At 34.3% G+C, this 20,512-nt stretch carries 16 protein-coding genes and 1 pseudogene; 9 read left to right on the forward strand and 8 right to left on the reverse strand.

Translation table 11 applies throughout. From position 1 onward, the window contains the following. Positions 1-115 precede the first annotated feature (115 nt). Positions 116-964, forward strand: coding sequence for an SMP-30/gluconolactonase/LRE family protein (locus tag ACH3PA_RS04205; RefSeq protein ID WP_416440042.1), 849 nt, complete (start codon positions 116-118; stop codon positions 962-964). A gap of 381 nt (positions 965-1,345) precedes the next feature. Here ACH3PA_RS04205 and ACH3PA_RS04210 read toward each other — a convergent pair whose 3' ends face one another. From ACH3PA_RS04210 to ACH3PA_RS04220, 3 genes are all read right to left on the reverse strand, one after another. Continuing rightward, on the reverse strand, positions 1,346-4,222 hold the full coding sequence (locus tag ACH3PA_RS04210; protein ID WP_416440040.1) for an NACHT domain-containing protein: 2,877 nt from the start codon (positions 4,220-4,222) through the stop codon (positions 1,346-1,348). Positions 4,223-4,521: 299 nt separating this feature from the next. Then, complete coding sequence (locus ACH3PA_RS04215; protein ID WP_416440038.1) at positions 4,522-5,418, reverse strand: hypothetical protein; 897 nt, start codon at positions 5,416-5,418, stop codon at positions 4,522-4,524. 207 nt (positions 5,419-5,625) lie between these two features. Beyond that, a complete protein-coding gene (locus tag ACH3PA_RS04220; RefSeq protein ID WP_416440036.1) occupies positions 5,626-6,045 on the reverse strand; it encodes a helix-turn-helix domain-containing protein in 420 nt (139 codons plus the stop codon). Between the two features lie 247 nt (positions 6,046-6,292). Between ACH3PA_RS04220 and ACH3PA_RS04225 the strand changes: the two genes are divergently transcribed. Both ACH3PA_RS04225 and ACH3PA_RS04230 read left to right on the forward strand, forming a co-directional pair. Next, positions 6,293-7,093: an RNA polymerase sigma factor gene (locus ACH3PA_RS04225; RefSeq protein WP_416440034.1), complete on the forward strand. Its 801-nt coding sequence runs from the start codon at positions 6,293-6,295 to the stop codon at positions 7,091-7,093. A 1-nt stretch (position 7,094) separates the two neighbouring features. Beyond that, a pseudogene (locus ACH3PA_RS04230) lies at positions 7,095-8,191 on the forward strand (hypothetical protein). 146 nt (positions 8,192-8,337) lie between these two features. Here the strand turns inward: ACH3PA_RS04230 and ACH3PA_RS04235 are convergent. Further along, positions 8,338-8,709 (reverse strand): BfmA/BtgA family mobilization protein, encoded by a 372-nt coding sequence (locus tag ACH3PA_RS04235; RefSeq protein WP_416440032.1) that lies wholly within the window; start codon positions 8,707-8,709, stop codon positions 8,338-8,340. A 1,228-nt stretch (positions 8,710-9,937) separates the two neighbouring features. On the opposite strand from ACH3PA_RS04235, the gene ACH3PA_RS04240 reads away from it, so the two are divergent. Further along, a complete protein-coding gene (locus ACH3PA_RS04240) occupies positions 9,938-10,147 on the forward strand; it encodes a hypothetical protein (RefSeq protein ID WP_416440030.1) in 210 nt (69 codons plus the stop codon). A gap of 284 nt (positions 10,148-10,431) precedes the next feature. Here the strand turns inward: ACH3PA_RS04240 and ACH3PA_RS04245 are convergent, their stop codons facing one another. Both ACH3PA_RS04245 and ACH3PA_RS04250 read right to left on the reverse strand, forming a co-directional pair. After that, entirely contained in the window at positions 10,432-11,505 is a 1,074-nt protein-coding gene (locus ACH3PA_RS04245; RefSeq protein WP_416440028.1) for a Fic family protein, read from the reverse strand. Between the two features lie 210 nt (positions 11,506-11,715). Continuing rightward, positions 11,716-12,480, reverse strand: a complete 765-nt coding sequence (locus ACH3PA_RS04250) for a hypothetical protein (protein ID WP_416440027.1) — start codon at positions 12,478-12,480, stop codon at positions 11,716-11,718. Between the two features lie 569 nt (positions 12,481-13,049). On the opposite strand from ACH3PA_RS04250, the gene ACH3PA_RS04255 reads away from it, so the two are divergent. From ACH3PA_RS04255 to ACH3PA_RS04275, 5 genes are all read left to right on the forward strand, one after another. After that, the gene (locus ACH3PA_RS04255) at positions 13,050-14,693 is read left to right on the forward strand and encodes a tetratricopeptide repeat-containing sensor histidine kinase (protein WP_416440025.1); all 1,644 of its coding nucleotides are present in this window, start codon (positions 13,050-13,052) and stop codon (positions 14,691-14,693) included. Beyond that, positions 14,694-15,359 carry a response regulator gene (locus tag ACH3PA_RS04260; RefSeq protein WP_416440023.1) on the forward strand — a complete coding sequence of 222 codons (666 nt, stop codon included), beginning with the start codon at positions 14,694-14,696 and terminating at the stop codon, positions 15,357-15,359. A 799-nt stretch (positions 15,360-16,158) separates the two neighbouring features. Beyond that, entirely contained in the window at positions 16,159-16,551 is a 393-nt protein-coding gene (locus ACH3PA_RS04265) for a hypothetical protein (RefSeq protein ID WP_416440021.1), read from the forward strand. A 1-nt stretch (position 16,552) separates the two neighbouring features. Beyond that, entirely contained in the window at positions 16,553-17,815 is a 1,263-nt protein-coding gene (locus ACH3PA_RS04270; protein WP_416440019.1) for an ABC transporter permease, read from the forward strand. Continuing rightward, on the forward strand, positions 17,815-18,726 hold the full coding sequence (locus ACH3PA_RS04275) for a hypothetical protein (protein ID WP_416440017.1): 912 nt from the start codon (positions 17,815-17,817) through the stop codon (positions 18,724-18,726). Before ACH3PA_RS04270 ends, ACH3PA_RS04275 begins: the two co-directional genes overlap by 1 nt. Before the next feature lie 461 nt (positions 18,727-19,187). On the opposite strand, the gene ACH3PA_RS04280 is transcribed toward ACH3PA_RS04275, so the two are convergent. Both ACH3PA_RS04280 and ACH3PA_RS04285 read right to left on the reverse strand, forming a co-directional pair. After that, complete coding sequence (locus tag ACH3PA_RS04280; protein WP_416440015.1) at positions 19,188-19,418, reverse strand: tyrosine-type recombinase/integrase; 231 nt, start codon at positions 19,416-19,418, stop codon at positions 19,188-19,190. After that, complete coding sequence (locus tag ACH3PA_RS04285; protein WP_416440013.1) at positions 19,403-20,425, reverse strand: site-specific integrase; 1,023 nt, start codon at positions 20,423-20,425, stop codon at positions 19,403-19,405. The genes ACH3PA_RS04280 and ACH3PA_RS04285 overlap by 16 nt, the downstream gene beginning before the upstream one ends. Positions 20,426-20,512 lie beyond the last annotated feature (87 nt).

The raw sequence follows: 20,512 nt of genomic DNA on the forward strand, positions 1-20,512 counted from the left end.
TAACGAGTCCGGTTTTTAGCGGTTTGCTTTAAAATAAATCGTTTGCCCTATCTTTAAAAAAAGTTATTCAGGTATGTTTAAACAGGTTATTCTAGTTGGAATTTTAGGAATTGTTTTGGGCTGCAGTTCCCAAAAGCAACTCATTAAAGCTGGTAGTACTCCGCAACTTTTGGCAGATAATTTCAGCTTTACGGAAGGTCCGGCTGCAGATGCAGCGGGCAATGTATATTTTACAGACCAGCCCAATAACCGTATTCATAAATGGAATGCCACGGACGGCAGTATTTCGGTGTTTATGGAAGATGCCGGGCGTGCTAACGGACTCTATTTTGATAATGACGGAAATCTTCTGGCGGCAGCCGATAACAAGTCGGAACTCTGGAAAATCGCTCCCGATAGAAGCGTACAGGTTCTGCTGACCAACTTTGAAGGAAAGCGCCTTAACGGTCCCAATGATCTCTGGATCGCCCCTAATGGCACCATCTATTTTACCGATCCCTATTACCAGCGTGACTACTGGGAGCGTACTCAAAAAGACATCGAAGCAGAACGTGTGTATGCCTTGACTAGGGATGGGAATGTGCGTATCGTTGCCGGCGATCTGGTGCAACCTAACGGAATCATTGGCACGCCTGATGGCAAAACACTGTATGTAGCCGATATAGGAGCCGGTAAAACCTACCGCTACACGCTTGATTCCGAAGGAAATCTTACAAACAAACAGCTTTTTACGGAACAAGGCTCAGACGGGATGACGCTGGATAGTCATGGCAATGTGTACCTCACCGGAAAAGGCGTGACCGTTTATGATAAAACTGGTAAAAAGATCGAGCATATTAACATCGACAAAGACTGGACAGGCAATGTAACCTTTGGAGGTAAAAAAAGGCAAACCCTTTTTATCACTGCCCAGCAGGGTGTTTATACACTGGATATGAATGTGAAAGGGGTTCGTCGATATTAAATTATTAAATACCAAGCTGTTAAACCTGAGGCAGTTTCCAGCCGTTTAAATAATTGGCTGTTCACAAAGCCCCTTACAATGGTTAAATGCTCCTGTGGGGAAAGAATGGTGGGTAGTTTCCAATATCTTATAGTCTGTGGGTAACGACTTCTTTCAGCCCATCGTTACTCTATGGTCTGAGTTGGTCTGAGTTACGGCAAGTGGTGTGAAGTAGGGACACATCCTTGTCGGCTTAGTAGGTTTTAACTAGGTTCTAAAATAACTTTTTCCAGAATACCCGTTATTTGCGACGAACCGATGTTAGCTATTGTTGCGACAATTATACACTACTATTAAATTTAATCATAGATAATTTATAAGTATATTAAAATTGTTAATATATTAATCAAGTAATTTATAATAATCCATGTCCACAGAGCATATATCATCTATTGTTTCAAATAGAGGTATAAATTCTTTAAAAATGTTCGGATCTTTAATTGTTTTCAGATGTTTTACAAATTTTCGTTTCGCTCCTGAACCATCCTTTATTTTAAATACTCCTGGTATTGAAGTTTCTTTCGTCATGTTTAAATCAGATAAAAGTTCGTCATTAAAGTAGTGTTCAATCGCAATAAAATTCATATCTATTTCTGGTTTTACATAATTTTCACGGAAATGAGGAATGGGTAATTTCATTCCATAAATATTTGAACCTCTATGTTTTTTTATCCTTTTATAATTTCCCCAATTTTCAAAAACTTTTTTTAAACCTTTAAAATTATTTATACCTGAGGCATCTGAGTCAAAAATCCCAATGATAATTTCACCGTCGATTACTGTAGGTAATGCTTTGTCCAAACTTAACCTTAATTCATTTGCTCCTCCTGAATCAGTTCCAACAGGCTTAGCTTTCCAATATGGAATTTTATTATCGGTTAAAACAGTATATGCATGCTCAAGAATATCAACATCTGTTTCTCCTTCAGTAATAACTATCACTTTTTTATGTGACTGAATAACGTCAAAATCCGAAAACCTTAATTTAGAAATTGGATGAGTTCTTAGAATTTCCGATACATTAATGGTTTTTGAAAAAGATTTATCAATTTTCTTCTTCAAATCTTGGTGATATTTTGAATTATCAAAATACAGCGCAAATTCTGCGATGGTTGTTAGATAAACATCACTAAGAAGTTTTGTATCATCTAAAAGTCTATTTAAATATGAAGAATCATTGATCCTATTTGAATGTAAAATCGCCGCCAGCGTCAATAATTTATAACCTATAGTTGAGTCATTGGTTTTTTTATATTTTTCTATTAGGCTTTCAAAAGCCATTCCTAGGGGATTAACTAACGTTGTGGATAAAAAATTTAAATAGAAAAAATACATGTTAAAAATCGATATTGTCGGTAACCTCATTTTTTTAAAAAATGGAATAACATTGTCGGAACTTATTTTTTTATACCAATCATGTAATATTAAATGCTGTTCTAGTACAGTATGAATAGCTTTTTCCCTAATTGCATTATCCGTCTGGTATAGTGCCTGTAACAAATAACCAATACCCATAATCGAGTTGCTAAACTGGTCAATCGTATTAGATTTATCAATTCGGACAATGATTTTTTCTAAAAAATCTGGCATATCTTTAGACTGACCACCATAAAAAATTGATACATTCTGCCAATCAAGATCTAAGAAGTTTTTTACTAAGTCATCTTCTAATGATCTCCTGTGTTTGAAAATTTCTAAACTAGCATAATATTGAAGAAAAGATTTATGGGAAAATTTAACATAATGATCTTTTTCAATTATTAATATTCCCGAGTTCTTGATAAAATAGTTTAAAAATTCCTCTAAAACTTCACTATCAACATTACTAGATTTTGATTTAAAATACTCTACGAAATATCTGATAAATTCATCTTTCGACAGCGGTTCGTGATCCTCAGATTGTAACAACTTCAGAGCATAAATAGATAATATTCTTTCTCTAAAATTGAATTTAATAAGTTCAAATTGTTTATTTGCAGTAGCTTTTCCTAAAATTAATTGATTAAAATTATCATAGATGTCTGATATAGTTGCCGGGATCTCAAAATTTTCTTTCTCATAAACTAATGAGATTAATGACATCGAAAGTGGAGTTATAGGAATTCTTTCTAAAATTCTATTATCTGTTAATGCTTCTATAAGATTGTTTGAAAGGTTTTGACTGTTGAAAAACCGATTCGCAAACTCTTTAATTTGCCTATTATTGAATTTTCTAATTTTGAATAAATCAGCTTTACTACTTATAAAACCTAAATTATTTGCCTCAATTGATCTTGTAGTCAATATATATCTAACTTTAGAGGTACTTAAAGTATTTAATTGCTTTATAATTCTATCTTGATTTAGATTGTTGAATTCGTCAATACCATCTATGAGTAAAGTCAGATTATAATTTTGTTGAATTTCTTCCCAACTACCTTGTACTCTGTCACTGAGAAGATTTTCACAAGCGGACATGATATCAAAGGAATATTTTCTAATTACCGTTGGAGATAAATAAATAGGAAGTGTTTTTTTAGAATCTTGAAGCTTGATGATTTGTCTTCCAATTTCTTTTAAAAGAGTACTTTTTCCGGAACCAGTATCTCCTTCTACAATGGCAGAGGTTTTTCTTTTTACTAAGATATCGGCACTAACTCTTACAAGTTTAATAAAATCACTTTCAATATCTTTTTTTAGTTCATAAAGTTGTGGGTTTACATAAATTTCCATCAACCTTTTCACTCTGTCTTGTAAACCATTTATATTAAGTAAGGGAGACTTTTCAGTCATTTCCTCTAGAAAATATCTTTCGTATTCAATTAAATTAAAGCTTTCATAAAAAAGATAATTTGGATAATGTTTCTCTACGAGTTTTTCAAATTCGTCTCTTTCAATAAATTTAAGAGCAACATTCGCAGAATTTTTTAATTTGGAACCAACCGATTGTGAAACAGTATTGATACTAACGATTGTAATAAATTCAATTTCTTTCGTTTCAAGTTCGGATATTTTACTTTGAATAGAATTAAGATCTACATCTGATCCTGATAACGATTTGTCATAAAGTAAAAAAGCGCTTCTTGTTGGTTGAATTCCTTGTTTAATTAAAGTAATTAAGTAGAAGTTTCCTTTTTCGATTACCTCGTATTCTTCTCTAATTATTATATTCGATAGTAATTCAAAAAGTTTATCATATTCTAAATTTTGAACTTGTTCCTTAAACGACTCTTTTTTCATTATCTTAATTATTGCAATATTTCTTAATTATCCTACTATTAATTTTAAACTAATACTTTTAAATATACCAAAAACGAAATCTGTATATTTCAAAAATTATTACTCTTCTTTTTTTAAAAAGAATATTTTAAATTTTTAAGAGAAATTTTATGAAGCAATTATAGCTAACGGTCTCGCATAACCGAAGTGGTGGAGTTAAATTATCAATTTTTTCAAGTTTTTACCCGATTTTTGTTAATAAACAGCGATTTTGAAATTGTCTCTTAACCATCACTTCTGTTATGAATTGTTGTAGCCAGTTATTTCTCTGCACGTTCCCATTTAAAATTGGAATTAAAGTCTCCCAAGTCCAAGGCTATCTTATAATTTCCAATGTATGTATCGTCATTCTCTTTCTCAATTTTGTGCATAGAAGCTTTGGTCATCTGTAATGATGAATCTACGCTTAACGGCGTTAAGGCGATATTGTAACCCATAGCTTTTGTCCTTACACTTGGATAAGCTATTCCATCTACACCTTGGTTTAGTGCCATTTGAGAATAAATACATGAAATTTTATAATCATTGTTGTTTTTAATGTCAATTTTTGCGAATTCATCTGAGAAAAACTCCAAAATCAGTTCGATTTGTACTGTATTATCGGGGAAATTTTCAGCGATTGTTTTTCTTGCATCTTCATGAGAAAACTGTATGTCCTCGATGTTTTCAATATTGTTCTTATTGAAAACAAGGTCAACGACTTTTAGTGGTTTTTTTATCTCCCATTTCCCTAGGGTCATCATGAAATGTGCATCAATAAATTTATTTTGTGGTATGTCTCTGAAGATTTCACTTGTTTCAATAAGACTAGTAATTCGTGGATATCCAATTTTACTGGTCGGTATAGCTCCATAAAACATGGATTGAAATGGTGCATTTGTTCTACCATATTTATTAATATTACTAATGTCCTCCCGGTAAGATATTTCGTTTTCAGAGTTAAATACTTCTCCGATTTTACTGTTTATTCGTGCTCTATCAATTTCTCCTTTTTCTATCTCTCTATTTAGAAAGGGTATGATTCCAAATTCATTTTCTAAAGCTTGCCAAAGTTTTCCATATCCGATTTTGCTTAGGTTACAATCTTTAAATTTTTGGATAGATTTTTTTATCGAATCTATATTTGGAACGTGTTCGAGGTTCATTTGTTCTTCCATAATTTAACGTTTTTGATAATTACCTACAACTGGTTATATTAAAATGAAATATACAGATTAAAGCGATAAGTATCGGAATTACAGTATATTCTATCTATTCCACAAGTTACTATCTTTCACATTGACTTTATTACGGTTTTCCATAAAAGCATAAAAAAACCTCAAACTTTTTAAGAATGAGGTTTAATAAGCTGCTTGGTTAAGTCTTTATTTTTTCTTTAGCATTTCTTCTAAATACGTCACTTTATCTTTTTCGGCTTGAACCAATCGTTCATAAAGTTTTCTATTCTCATCTACCACTTCTATCAATTTATCTAAAGGATTGAATGTGCAATAATTTGCATTAAAAGTTCCTTGACTATTACTAAAACTATTGTCATTAAAATTATTGAAGAAGTTGATAACCTTCTCTTCATTAAAATTCTCAATCGCTTCTTTCGTGACTCCCAAAACCTTAGCCACTTCTTCCAGTTTTTTACCCTCTACTGTTTCACTTTGTTCCAGGTTAGAAACACTTTGCTGGCTAATGCCCAGTTCTTCGGCAAGGGTTTCCTGCTTCATGCCGCGTAGCTCGCGTATTCGGGCAATCTTTCGGCCTATATGATTGGGTTTGGTTTCTGTTGTCATAACTTAAAGATATAGATTCTTTCTCTGTGGTTTAATCTCTTGGTAAAATACAAGTCCGTCCTGGTATTTTACAAAGGATTCTGGTTGTTTACCTTTTACTGATGCTACTAATTTAACGTAAAATTTTTGCCTGAAAAAATCTCTAAGGCTATTCACCTTAAAGCTAATACTTATGAGCCCTGCTCAAGAACCGGTCAAAGATACCACTCCTGTTAATGAATCTATGCTAATCACTTAAAGTCATTTTATGAAGAACTCCAATGACATTAAACATTTTAATCTTTTAAAGCAGGGCTGTCCATCAGCCTTCGCTGCTATCTATGCTAAATATCACAGGCGTATCTACTGGATTGGCAGGGGTTTAATGAAAGATAGTTTTGTAGTAGAAACCTTAGTCCAGGACACCTTTTTAAAATTATGGGTCAACCGGGAGAGTATTGAGTCTGCGCAGCATATGGTTAATTTCTTGCGCTTTGTAATGACCCGGGAATGCAACACCTTTTACAGCAGACCTAAAAATAAGTTCCTAAGAAATATATATGCCCTTGATGATGATGAAAACTATCAGGATTACAGGGCTGGTTATGATCCCCTCGTTGATGAAAAAAGCCTGCAGGATCAGGAATCGGCACAACTGGACTTTGATCAGGTTAACAAAATACTTCCCGTACTTAACGCGGATCGAAAACACCTGATTGAGTTGTGTCTTAAATATGACTTTCGGTATAAAGCCATTGCTGATGTTATGGGTATTAGCATCACCAAAACCAGTAACGAGGTAAAATTGGCCATTCGGGATCTTAAAACCATCCTCAATCAGGAGGCTGTTTTAAAAACTAAAGAAAAAAGCACTTCTAATCAACACGTTCCGGCTGAGCTGACCCGTGAACAAGCTAGGGTTTTGTCCCTACGTTGTGAAAAGCAGTATTCCTTTGCAGCCATTGCCAGCGAGCTTAATCTTTCCCAAAAAGAAGTGCACCGTGCCTTTACCACGGCCTATAAGTTTTTACAGGATAAACACCGGCAACAGCAACCCCAATCCGCCTAGTATGAAAAAGAATACCATAACCCTGACCCGAAAGATCCAGCTGCTGATTGACCTGCCCACCCGGGAAGAACGCAATGAAGCCTTGGGTAAACTCTATCAGTGGCAGAATCGCTGCTTTAGGGCTGCCAATATGATCGTTTCCCATCAATATGTGCAGGAGATGATCAAAGAGTTCTTTTACCTCTCTGATGGGGTCAGGTATAAACTCACCGATGAAAAGAAAGACGACCTCGGTATCTTAAATCGCTCGCGCATCAATACCACCTATCGGGTGGTCTGTGACCGTTTTCGGGGGGAAATTCCACTGGATATCCTCTCCAGCTTAAACCGTACCCTGATATCTTCCTTTAATAAGAACAGGACGGAGTACTGGAGCGGGGAGCGCTCCCTAAAGAATTTTAAACGCGATATGGCCATTCCCTTTGGCGGGGAGTGTATCTATAAGATCTACCATGACCCGAAGAAAAAGGCCTTTTGTTTTAACCTGTTCAGGTTCCTTTTAAAACCTATCTCGGAAAAGACTTTAGTGACAAACGCAGGCTTCTGGAGGAGCTCTCCAGAAAAGAGCGAAAATTGTGCACCTCCCACATTAAACTAAAGGGCGGAAAGATCTTCTGGCTGGCCGTGTTTGAAATGGAAAAAGAAGAGCACCCGTTAAAACCAGAGGTCATCGCCGAGGCCTCCCTTTCTCTGGAATATCCCATTGTGGTAAAGACAGGAAAGTCCAGGCTTACCATTGGCACCAAAGAAGAGTTTCTCTACCGAAGATTAGCCATACAGGCAGCCCAGAAACGGGCACAGATTGGGGCCACCTATTCCAAATCTGGCAAAGGAACCCAACGAAAAGTAAAAGCAGTGGACAAGCTCCGAAAAGCGGAAGGGAATTATGTACACCACCGCATTCACCTCTACAGCAAAAGGCTTATTGACTTTTGCATAAAGCAGCAGGCCGGCACACTCCTGCTAGTCAATCAGGAAGACAAAATTGAAATAGCCAAAGAAGAGCCCTTTGTCTTACGAAACTGGAGCTATTATGAATTGATGACCAAAATAAAATACAAGGCCCAGAAAGCAGGTATTGAAGTTATTATAGATTAACCCCTTATCGGGTTGAGGGTGTTTGTACACCCGTAAGGTGAGGTCTTTGGCACTCACTAAATGTGAAGAGCATATACAACGCGTGAGCTTACTTATTTGAATACCTAAATTTTGGGTCAAAGCTTTTAGCTAAAAAAATCAATGCCTTAAAAGTCCTTTCCATCCCAGTCTTCAAATCTTAGGGTACTTTCCTTATAGTTTTCATTGACTACAATCAAAGGTTCTTCCTCGGTTTCTGCCTGCACAAATAAAGATTCTAACATAGCCGTGGTAGGCTTGGTTTGGTTTTTTTCAATGTTCTTGATGATGGCAATGATGGCATCATTTCGTTTTTTGATATAGGCTTTGAGGGTTCTGCCCATATCTCCTAATTCTTCTTTCGGGGAGACTCCGTTATGCTCAAAAAAATTCAGCATGGCTTCCATCGTTTCCGAATGGGTCTTAAAGTTTTTCTTAGAAAATTCCTGAAATTTTTGAGCTGTTTTTCTCTTGATCCGGATGCTGATAAAGGGTTCCATAATAGTCCTGTTTTTTAGTGATTTGTCGCAAATAATTGCCTGTTTACTGGGGTTTTCAGAGCATTTGTCGCAAATTCCAGATAACGTATAATCTTTTCAAAAATCAACTACCTGAAAATAAGGCGCTTATAAATTATAACATCGCAGCGCGTGTTATCCTCTTGCTTCGCCTTCTGTCCGCCAAAAGCAGACATAAAATCGAACCCCTACGTAAAAAGTACGGGTTCCTATATCAACACCAAATCGACTTATAAATTTTAAGAAATTAAAGATTACGCGCTAAAAGTATTCTTAAAAAATGAGGGTGAAATCTACAGAAAATTTAATCCTATGCAAGTTAAAATCACGGCAGAACAGTACCGAAAAGCACCCTCAAAAAAATCCATTTACTTTTTATATCTGGAGCGTATTCCTTTTTTTTGTTTAAAGAAATTCAGTATCTTTCAGATAGGATTTTTAGGCTATAAACGAATAAATTTTCCGGTTCACTATCCCTTTACTTCCCATAGCGCCATCGCGTTTCCTTTTCGGCAGACCGTGATTTAAAATTTAAGTTTGGAAAGAGCTTTTATAAAAAGTGCGACGAAGGGAGCCTGATTATGCAAAGCTCCCAAACTAAATTTTAGTTCTTTAAAGAAAAGGAAACGGCTGCTCTGGATAAGTAGTTTAAGGAAAGCTGAAGTTTTGAAAATCTTCAATTTGAATTCAAAAGTTGAAGCAAGCAGGATTAAGCGGACGTAATCCCTTTTAGGATTGGGTTCAACAAGACATTATGATTTTCTTATGAGATTAAAACGATAATTTCTTTTAACTTACTAAGGATTGAATGAATAAACTTGATTATCATTTTATCAATACCCTCCAAACTCTTCAAACTAGTTGAGATAATTATTATTTACAAACCCTGTAAATAATTGCTGATATTTTTTATCTCGAATTTAACTAAAGAATTTTTAAAAGATGTTCTGCCATCTTCAAAGTTTACAATTTATCAAAACAATTGAATGAAGATTCGATCAGGCTAACATTTCTTAAACTGTAACCGAAGATTATGAATGAGATCGATATTAATATAAGATTTAAAAGAAAAATTTTAATCATATACGATCAAAATATTTTTGATTGGGGTCTTTACCAGAATTGTGTGAATATGGATATCCCTTTAAAAGTTCGAATAGGATATTGTATAATGATGCTAGATATTTATAATGAACTTTTGGAAAATTGTATGTCTCAAAGAGAGGGTGTACATATTCCCCTTGGTAAGAAATATCAAAATTTAGAAAAAAAAGAACGCATTCACTTCAACAGAATTAAGTATTTAGAATTCTACAAGCTGGTGACGGAACTTCAGTTTATAAAGTTCTTTAGACAGGAAATAATCAAGCTTGAAAACGAATTGAATGAACAGCATCCTAGTAGTATGATGTCTGCTTAACTCATTTATATTTAGTTAGAAAGACTCTTAAAACGAAACAATTACTATAAAGTTTTATGTCTACCTAAATTTTAATCCTGTAGTTTCAAGCGAACTCAATCCTTTTTCCGGGATTGGGTTTAAGACTTTTTGCATGAACCGCTTTCCCTGCAATGAAGCTTTTGCGTTATGGAAGGGAATGGGGTGATTTCAGTTTAAATTATTCCTTTTTTTCTTTGCAATCATCGGTATGGACACAGCCATAAATCTTTCCCTGCTTTCCAGAAAACCATTTTTGAATTCTTTTATTTTTTTAAAACCTCAACCAATTTTACATTTAAATACAGGTTCTCAACTCCTACTTTCTGTGATTTTAAGATTCCAATTGCTTCAAGCTCATTAAGGTATTCCGCTGCCGTTTGACGTTTTGCTATATCTTTATCAACAAGGTATTTAACCTTACAATAGGGTTGTTCAAATAATAGTTCAATTAGTTCTTTAGAATAAACTCGAGCTGGCAGTTTTTCTTTTGCAAAAACAATGGTTTCCTGCATCAAATTATTAATTGAATTTATCTTATCTAAAGTGTATAGCGCAGTTTCTTCTATACCTTTTAATATAAAAAGAATCCAAGTTTCCCATGCTGAATTTTCGGTTACCCCTCTAAGATGTGTATAATACTCATTTTTATTCTCAATGATGTATTTACTAAGATAAAGTATAGGAGTATCCAAAAGCCCTTTCTCGACCATAAAGAGCATATTAATGACCCTACCCGTCCTACCGTTCCCATCAAAGAAAGGGTGTATCGCTTCAAACTGGTAGTGCATTATTGCCAATTTGATTAGAAGATCAATATCATCTTCTGCATGTATGTAATCTTCCAGATTTTTTAATAGATTTCGAATTACAGATTCACCTTCTGGAGGTGTATAAATGGTTGTATTATTACTCGTGATTTTCGTTCCGGGTACATTTCTTATACTAGAATCGTTCTCTTTTATAGTCTGCACTATTTGAATAAAGGAATTTGTAGAAAGAGGTCTTTGACTTAAATCAGTATACCCTTCCCATAATGCCTGACGATATCTTAAAACTTCTTTTGTCTGGGCATCTGTAGTAGAAATATTAGAAGAAAAAGCTTTGTACAACGTATCCTGAGTTGTTACTATATTTTCAATTTCAGAACTGTCTTTAGCTTCTTGTAATGTGATGGCATTTACAAGCATAGATTGATTCGGAATTTCATCCGCTCGTCCTTTAAGTTCTGCCAATATTTTATTTGATGTAATTGCTTGCTTTAATATTTTCTTTGTTTCAACTTCAACATTAGGAGGTAATAATGGCAGATTGTTATATGCTTTTTCAGGATCATACATGATATCGACATTTAAAGAGGACTATGTCGAAAGCATCGACATGTTGCAAATATATGTCGAAATTATGCAATTTTATCGACATATCTTAATAATCACTTTTAAAAGGCGTACGTAATCCCTTTTTCTGGGATTGTGTTCACGACCTTGGCATGAAACGCTTTTCCTGTAATGAAAGCTTTTTACGGATGGAGGGGAATGGGGTGAAGTAATTTATTCTAATTTATTTATGCTTTTAGAACAAATGTATTTATCAATCATATATTGCGTCAATGGTTTTAAGGTCTTCCCCGTTTCGGGATGCTTTCCTAAAGATGAAAAGATTTCAAGTTCTCCGGAAATATTTTTGCCATACCAGAACTTTTCACTTCCATCAGGATTAAAAAACATGGTTCTACAGTCAGCATTAACCTTTCTAAAATCTTCAATACGTTCTGGTTTATAGAGCTTCAATTTACCCGAATTGAAAAGATCTGCCGAAAAGCCAACCTCTTCATAATGATCTGTTTTCCAAATCATCCAGCGGTTCTCCTCCTTGAAATCTATTAAGCTTACTACAATTAATGATGCCACAGCAAATCCTATCAAAATAAACGAAATTTTATTCTTCGACAGCCACTTCTTTCCGTCAAAAACATTCTTACGCCTAAGTCTTATGTCATTTACCTCGGAACGGCTTTCTTTTTCGGTAGTATTGAGGAAACCCAAGAAATCCTGATAATTTTCAAAGTCGAGATATTTTAATAACGCATCAAGGGTCTGGTGATTAGCAATATTCAAGTCCTCGGTATTTTCAGCTTTAGCCTTGTTGAAATAATCCCGTAATGTCCTATCGCTTAAAGAAATTCCAGTTTCATTATCTATATACTCTACAAGAACCTTTGCATTATCCGTTAAAGAAGGTTCTTTAATTCCTTTTTGGACACCTTCTAATCGCGCCTTTTCAAAAGCATTCAAAATTAACTGCTTACGACTCATATCTTAGAAATTTCCAATTGTTTTCATTTCAATATATCCGGAAAAATTACGGAAATCGAATGGAATATGATTTCCAAAAAGTTTCCTAAACCTTTCCTGCAGCCTTCCTTTCTTCCATAAAATTTCTCTATTCATTTGCCTTAGAATTTTAACTGTGACCTGTTTTGCAAGCAGGGTTTGCAGCACAGCAAAATTCTTTAAATGGAGTTGTATTAGTTGAATTTTTGAGAATTGAGAAGTAATCAAAATTCTTCTTCTACACTCCATACTTCTCAAAAACAGAGAGACGTCTCTTCTTTTTCCATAGCGGATTAGCCGCTCTATTTCACTGAGTCAAAAAACTCGGACAGCCACAGGTATGTCCATTTTAAAAACATATAAAATGAAAAAATTAATTCTAATAATACTTACGGTTTTCCTCAATTTAGCTCTTTTTTCTTGTACACCAGAAAAATTACGAGATCAGGTAATTGATCCTTCATCATGCTGCGGCGATGATGAACCAATTTTGCCCCCTTTACCAGATAGTATACATTAAAAAGATCAGAATAAATATCTATTTTAGAGGAATGAAAGCAAATGCTTATTCATTCCTCTTTTTTATTTTAATATTTATTTCTACTGAAAACTATGGGCAAAATATTAAGGAAGCAGATAGTTTACGTTATTACTACAATACATTAAGTAAGCCTACAGATTTTGCAGATTTTCAAAAAGCTAAAACCTTCTTTGAGAAAAGAGTAAAGTCCTCATTATATAGTCGAGATACCTTATCTGCTATACAAAATTTGCGTCTCATTGCCAACGGACAGTCAGAATACGGGTTATTAAATGATAGCGAGCAAACAGTTGTATTTGCGCTTCGCTTCGCTGAAAATATTTCTTCTGATAAAAAGGCAGATTTAAAATTAGGATTAAATAATCAATTGGGAATGATTTACAGAAGGCTTAACGATTATGAAAAAGCCCTATCATTTTATGATAGAGCTTTAAGTTTTTCGCAATCAAAAAAGGATAGTATAAGTATCCTGAATAACAAATCTACCATCTATAAAGATTTAAAGCAGTATGAATCAGCAGAAGAAATTTTAAAAGAAACTTTAAAAATTGCTTCCACAGAAAACACAAAACAATATGCTAGGATACTCTCTAATTTGGGTTATGTACAATTTAAATTAGGCGATAAAGACGCACTAAATTCTATACAGGTTGCCTTAGCATATAGAATCAAAGAAAATGATTTGGTTGGGCAATATTCCAGCTATAATGATCTTGCTGAGTATTATATCGAATCTCAGGACTTTAGACAGGCCCGGGTTTATTTTGACATGGGCTATGCAATTGCAAAAAAAATTAATTCCGCAGAATATCTCGTGAATTCCTTAGGGAAATATGTGATCTTAGATCAGGATCCTATGATTATAAAATTTAAAAAACTAAAAGATAGCCTAGAGGAAGCCCGCCTGATTAAAGAAAATAAATATGCAGCAATGAAGTATGATGTTGAAAAAGAACAGCAACATACTCAAATTGCACAATTAGAAGGTGAGCGACAAAAGACATTAAAAACTATTTATTTATCTCTTGCAGTTTTAGGTGTTTGTATAAGTGTACCCACTATTGCCCTAATGCATCAGAAAAGAAAACGCAGACAATTAGAAAGCATACATCAAACCGAAGCTTTTATTTCCAAAAGAATTCATGACGGTTTAGCCAATGACACCTTTCAGGTTATGTCTGAACTCCAAAATCTGAATGTCCCAGAACATATTTTGAAAAAATTGGATAAAATATATCTTGAAACCCGGGACATATCAAAAAATCATAGTCCGTTAATTGAAGGGTCTAATTTTCCAGATCAGCTTATCAGCAGGCTAAATTCCTATAAATCTGAACATTTAAACGTAATAACCCGCGATCTGAATGCAATTAATTGGTCAACAATTAGCCAGACAAAAAAGAACACTATTTATATGGTTCTTGGCGAATTGATGACAAACAATAAGAAACATAGCCATGCTAATTTGGCTCTAATTTCATTCGATCAAAATCGGAAAAAATTAAAAATCACATATAAGGATAATGGTAGTGGTGAAGAAATAAAAAAAGGGAATGGTATTCAAAATATGGAATCCCGTATTCATGCTTTAAACGGAACAATTATATTTGATCCTGAGTTAGGTAAGGGTCTCACCGTGCAAATACAAGTTTAGATGTTTAAAAAAGTACTTATAGCCGAGGATTTAGGATGGAATACCAAAAAAATTGAGCAGCAACTTTTTGAAAAAGGTGCTGAAGAAATAGTGATTACAGAGTATTGTGATGACGCGCATTTAAAATTTTTGAAGGCCTTAAAGGATGAAAACCCATTTGATCTGCTCATTGCAGATCTTTCGTTTGAGCAAGATCACAGAGAACAAACACTAAAAGGTGGAAGCGATTTAATAGCAAAAATAAGAGAGTATCCTACCTCTATAAAGATTATTGTATTTTCAATGGAAGAGCGTCTTCAAAAAATTCGTTCGCTTTTTGAAGAACAAAATATTGATGCATACGTGTTTAAAAGCAGGACAAGTTTGGAGGATTTAAGTAATGCTTTAGAAGCTGTAAAACATAATAAACGTTTTATTTCTCCCCAAGTAGCTGCAGCATTAGACAAACGACAAAGTTTAGATATAGAAAATTATGACATTCTGTTACTTAAAAAATTGTCTGATGGATGTTCTAATAAAGAAATAAGTGATGAGTTTAAAAAGAATGCTATTCGTCCAAGCAGTATAAGCTCGATAGAAAAACGACTAAATAGACTACGTATTTTATTCAAAGCAAATAATGCCGTACACCTAGTTGCGGTTGTGAAAGATTTGGGATTGATTTGATTTAGCAGAATTACCAAATATGAAATTTACTTAAGCCTTACGGAATTCCGTAAGGCTTTGTTGTTTAATGGCTTTAGATTAGCAAAGTATAATTCTAAAACTAAAAATTATGGCAAGGTATTATGTTAACAATAGTGCACAAAACAATGGAGATCATGAAGTACATAAAGAAGGTTGCTACTGGCTGTCTCTGGTAAATAGTAAAAAGGATTTAGGTCTTCATTCTAATTGTTCAACTGCTGTCAAAGAGGCTAAAAAAACTTTTTCTCAATCTAATGGTTGTATAACATGTTCGCCTGAATGTCATACTTCTTAAATAAAAATATTTAAGACATTAACTACTTTGATAAGTAAACTTATTAAAAACAATTATCTGAATGGGATTCAGAATACAAAAACGGATTAATCTGGGGAAAGGCATTGGACTTAATGTTAGTAAGACAGGCATAAGACCTAGCTACCGATCAAAAAGAGGCTCGCTTAATGGCAAAGGTTTTACAGTTCGCTCAGGAATTTCTGGTCTTACGTACAGAAAATCATTTTCAAAATCCTCTAAAAGTGGATGCCTCCTTACATTTTTATTAGGCATATCATTAACGATTATTTTACTCGGATATGGGATATAGAAAAGGTTACTATAAAAAAGATGGCACTTATGTTCAAGGACATTATACTTCAACTAAATCGAAGAAAAACAATAAAAATTCTAAAAGTGGTTGCTATATTTTACTACTGTTCATGGTAGTTTTTATAGATATCGCTAATATATTAATCGAATTAATTTAATCATATTGATAAAATGATCTCAACCGAATTAAAAAGTCACTTTTTAAGGCTTTATCAAATGGCATTCTCAGATGACAATTTTGATGTTTTAGAAATGAAAATGCTTTATCATTTTGCAGAAGAGAGAGGCGTTAGTAAACAAGAATTAGATTCGATTTTGCTTAACCCCTCTCATGAAACCGTAATTCCTGAAACCGTTGAAGAAAAAATCTCATACCTCTATGATCTTGCGGTAATGATTTGGGCAGACTCAATAGCCACTCCAGACGAAGTGAACACCCTTAAGAAGTACTGTCTAAAATTTGGCTTCTTAGAAGAAAACACTCCAGAATTAGTTGATTTTTTACTTCATCATGCTGAAAGAAATCTCCCAAAAGAAGAATTAATCGCATTAACACAAGAATGATATGAGCGCTCTAAAAAGTATTTTTGCCGTAAAAAAGAAGGATACAATTTCTGAAGTGAAATCTGATATTGAAGATATTCAGAAGGTCAAACTCACTTTTTTTGAAAGTGGATATGGCTCCTCAAAACAAGCTGAAGGTAATCATAGGGTTTTTAAAACTTGCCTGGAGGAGGTGTATATGGACTATAAAGGCAAGTGTCGGGAAAATGAGCAATTACAAAATGAACTCAAAGCACCCTACTTAGATGAAAAAGGAAGACAAGAAACAGAATTAAAAAAAAGAAAGACGGTCTTAAGCCTGCTTGAAGAGAGTATTTCAAATTTAGAAGATAAAATTCGTGGCTTAAAACAAGACATGGTCGAAGTAAAACGTAAGCCAGAAATTTATGGTTTAGATGTTGATAAGAGACCTAAAGCACAGTTCTACATTGGACTATTCGTTTTACTTCCAATTACTCTTTATCTATTAGTTTTCTATATTTCTGCATCCTATTCTGCATTTTTTAAAGATTTTAATTCAGATAAATTAGGTGAAGCCATTTTTGATGCAGAAGCCTTTACAAAAGCAGTAGCAGACGGATGGCTCGAAGCTGTTTTTGTGGCTACAATACCTTTTGCATTTATGGGACTTGGTTATTTAATTCATATGTTTCAGAAACAAAAGGGGGTTTTAAGTTTTCTTAAAATTTTCCTGCTTTTTGGGATCACATTTATTTTTGACGCTATTCTCGCATATTTGATTGAGCAGAAGCTCTATGACTTCTATAAAACACCAGACTCACCGCCTTTTAATCTTCCAATTGCGTTTTCATCTGTAGAATTTTGGGGTATAATATTCGCCGGTTTCATTGTCTACATAATTTGGGGTTTAGTTTTTGATTTTATAATGAAAGAATACGAAAATTTTGATTTGATCAAATCCTTTATACGTTCAAAACGTGAGGAAATCCAAAATAGCGAAGCTGAAACGCTGAAAATCAAAGAAAAACTTCCCGCGATTAAAGAAGAAATTTCCGGTTTTGAAGGTAAAATAACCGATTTACAACGAACAATAGATGGTTTTGTGTTTTCAAACAAGCACTATTTAACCTATCACGCCGAGTATGTAAAAGGATGGTTTTTAGCCATTTCGGATAATTTTGATGGATTAAAGCGAAGAGAAGAATTATATAAGCTTTGTGAAGAACAACAAAAATTGCATCTAGTAAAATATAATATAGACAATGAGGATTACGAAGGTCGTCTCTATAAACTCATAAACTAATGCTGAAAAAATATTATTACATCATTCCCGTGCTTCTTGTGCTCTTGCAAGCATGTAAGGACGAACCCAAAACTCCTCAAGAATCTACGCCTGCTAGTAAGCCAGTAAAAAAACTAAATTCAGAAAGACCTGATTTAAATATCAGCTTATTACTTGATCTTTCAGATAGAATCAATCCTGACAAATATCCTGACCCAGCCATGGAATTTTACGAAAGAGATCTGGGTTATATTAATTCGGTCGCTAATGCTTTTGAAATTCATCTAAGAAATAAGAAAACAAGAAAAATAAATGATCAAATACAATTATACATCGATCCCGAACCTGCAGATAAAGAGCTTAATCAAAAGCTTGATCTTTTAAAACTAAGGTTTACAAAAGATAATGCTACAAAAGATAAAATCATTTCTATTTCAGAAAAGTATGACAGTATTCCAAAACTTATATATGAAACTGCAATTTTAGATGATGCCTATGTAGGGTCTGATATTTGGAGGTTCTTCAAAAGCAAAGTAAATGATTTCTGCATTGAGGAAAATCACCGAAATATTTTAATTATTCTTACAGACGGATACATATATCATAAAAACACCATTCTGGAAGAAGGAAACCAAACATCATATCTTACCCCTCAAACTGTAAAAAAGTTTAATCTCAACACAGGTAAATGGAAGGAAAGAATGTTAGACAAAAATTATGGCTTTATTCCCGCTAACAAGAATCTCGATAAATTAGAGGTTTTGGTTTTGGGTATTAATCCAGATATAAAAAATCCTTACGAAGAAGATGTAATTCAGAAATATTGGAAGGATTGGCTTGAAGTGATGGGAGTCTCGAAGTATGAAATTAAAAATGCAGGACTTCCATCAAACATGCAAAAGATAGTTGATGATTTTATATTGCAGGAATAGTTTGAATCTTAGCTAAATAAGTTATGATATCCAAGAGTATAAAAATTGTCTTTATTGCTTTATTCCTTGTAATTGGAACACGGTGTCATTCGCAAACGCAAGAAGTATATATAACTAAAACTGGAGAGAAATATCATACTGAGAATTGTCATTATTTAAAAAATTCTAAGATCGTTATTACCTTAGAAAAAGCTTTAGAAACCGGATATGAAGCTTGTAAAGTTTGCAAGCCAATTAGAAGATCAAATTCCAATATTGAAAGCTCTAGATCATTAATTTCTACTCAGGCTTCTAAAGAGCCTTCTAAATCTCAGTCCGTACAATGTTCCGGTAAGACTAAAAAGGGGTTACGATGCAAACGGATGACAACAAATTCTAACGGCAGATGCTACCAGCATTAGTATAGATAACTTCTTTCAATTAGTTGTGAAACTTAAAGATTTAATATTGTCGCCAAAAAATTATTCCTTCTGTGAATCTCCTAGTATGCTCTTCCGTTGCTTCAATTGCAGCATATCCCTGCTTATCTTAAGGTCTAGCACCTTTGCATAATGCTGAGTAGTTGTAAGATTGGTATGGCCCAGCATTTTGCTAACGGTCTCAATAGGTACTCCACGGGACAGTGTTACGGTTGTTGCAAAAGTATGTCGCGCCAAATGGAAGGTTAGTGTCTTTGTTATCTTACACAGCACGGCAATCTCTTTGAGATAAGCATTGACCTTTGATTGCTGGCCACAGGCAATAATTTTGTCGAGTTATCCGCATGTGTAAAATCTTCATATTTATCCAAAATGACTTGGGCTTCAGGCAGCACGGGAATGCTATTGGGTGTGTCAGTTTTTGTCCGTTTAATCTTGATCCATTTACTACCGTCAACACCCATAAGAATATCATTTCGGGTAAGCTTTTGCACATCGATATAGGCAAGGCCTGTAAAACAGGAAAAGATAAAAATATCCCGCACCTGGCTCAAACGATCCATCTCAAATTCTTTTTCAGACATCCTCTTTAGTTCTGTCTCCGAAAGGAACTCGCGGTTGACTACCTTTCGTTTCATCTTCCAGTTGATAAAAGGATCCTTCTGGATATAATTATGGGCCTGTGCAATACGAACGATCTTTTTAAAATTACGGATGTATTTCAGTGTAGTATTGGTCGCACAGTTCTTCTCAGATTTCAGGAAGAAGGCAAATCCCTCTATGAATTTGTAATCAATATCTTTAAGGGCTATATCAGTTCCCTGGTAATTTGCTTTTATATATTCCTTTAAGTGGTTGTGAACGGTATCGTAGCGCTTAAATGTTCCCAGTGCATATTCCCCCGAACGTATCAACCTAAAAATCTTATCGTTATGCTCTTTGAAAAGTTCCAACAGCATCTTGGCTGTATGGCTTTTCCCCAGATAGGCATCTCGCAGATCAGCAGCGGTAAAGGAAATGCCTTGTCTGTTGAATTCCCGTTGTTTTTCAAGAAGGTCATTTTGAATGCTAAGCATAAGGGTATTGATCTCCTTAGCACCGCCTGATACTCCTTTAACGTGTTCCGCAGTAGCATCCCACCTATCGATAGCTACCTTCCTTCCGATACTCATTTCAGCCCTTTTGCCATCTGCCGTTATACGACAATAAATGCCTGCTAACCCATCAGATTTACCCTTGGATTTTCGAATATGAAATAATATGGAGAGTAAAAGGCTCATTTTTTGTTCAAAATTCCACTCTAAAGTACTTTATAATTTTGAAATAAAAAAATGAAGAAATCAGTAAGGACGGGCTTTTCGACGCTA

The sequence above is a fragment of the Leeuwenhoekiella sp. A2 genome (assembly GCF_047946655.1).
Taxonomy (GTDB): domain Bacteria; phylum Bacteroidota; class Bacteroidia; order Flavobacteriales; family Flavobacteriaceae; genus Leeuwenhoekiella.

Excerpts from the sequence above, each read along its gene's own strand:
- ACH3PA_RS04210 (WP_416440040.1), bottom strand. The coding sequence starts at position 4,222 with ATGAAAAAAGAGTCGTTTAAGGAACAAGTTCAAAATTTAGAATATGAT.
- ACH3PA_RS04215 (WP_416440038.1), bottom strand. The coding sequence starts at position 5,418 with ATGGAAGAACAAATGAACCTCGAACACGTTCCAAATATAGATTCGATA.
- ACH3PA_RS04220 (WP_416440036.1), bottom strand. The coding sequence starts at position 6,045 with ATGACAACAGAAACCAAACCCAATCATATAGGCCGAAAGATTGCCCGA.
- ACH3PA_RS04225 (WP_416440034.1), top strand. The coding sequence starts at position 6,293 with ATGAAGAACTCCAATGACATTAAACATTTTAATCTTTTAAAGCAGGGC.
- ACH3PA_RS04235 (WP_416440032.1), bottom strand. The coding sequence starts at position 8,709 with ATGGAACCCTTTATCAGCATCCGGATCAAGAGAAAAACAGCTCAAAAA.
- ACH3PA_RS04240 (WP_416440030.1), top strand. The coding sequence starts at position 9,938 with ATGTCTCAAAGAGAGGGTGTACATATTCCCCTTGGTAAGAAATATCAA.
- ACH3PA_RS04245 (WP_416440028.1), bottom strand. The coding sequence starts at position 11,505 with ATGTATGATCCTGAAAAAGCATATAACAATCTGCCATTATTACCTCCT.
- ACH3PA_RS04250 (WP_416440027.1), bottom strand. The coding sequence starts at position 12,480 with ATGAGTCGTAAGCAGTTAATTTTGAATGCTTTTGAAAAGGCGCGATTA.
- ACH3PA_RS04255 (WP_416440025.1), top strand. The coding sequence starts at position 13,050 with ATGAAAGCAAATGCTTATTCATTCCTCTTTTTTATTTTAATATTTATT.
- ACH3PA_RS04260 (WP_416440023.1), top strand. The coding sequence starts at position 14,694 with ATGTTTAAAAAAGTACTTATAGCCGAGGATTTAGGATGGAATACCAAA.
- ACH3PA_RS04265 (WP_416440021.1), top strand. The coding sequence starts at position 16,159 with ATGATCTCAACCGAATTAAAAAGTCACTTTTTAAGGCTTTATCAAATG.
- ACH3PA_RS04270 (WP_416440019.1), top strand. The coding sequence starts at position 16,553 with ATGAGCGCTCTAAAAAGTATTTTTGCCGTAAAAAAGAAGGATACAATT.
- ACH3PA_RS04275 (WP_416440017.1), top strand. The coding sequence starts at position 17,815 with ATGCTGAAAAAATATTATTACATCATTCCCGTGCTTCTTGTGCTCTTG.
- ACH3PA_RS04285 (WP_416440013.1), bottom strand. The coding sequence starts at position 20,425 with ATGAGCCTTTTACTCTCCATATTATTTCATATTCGAAAATCCAAGGGT.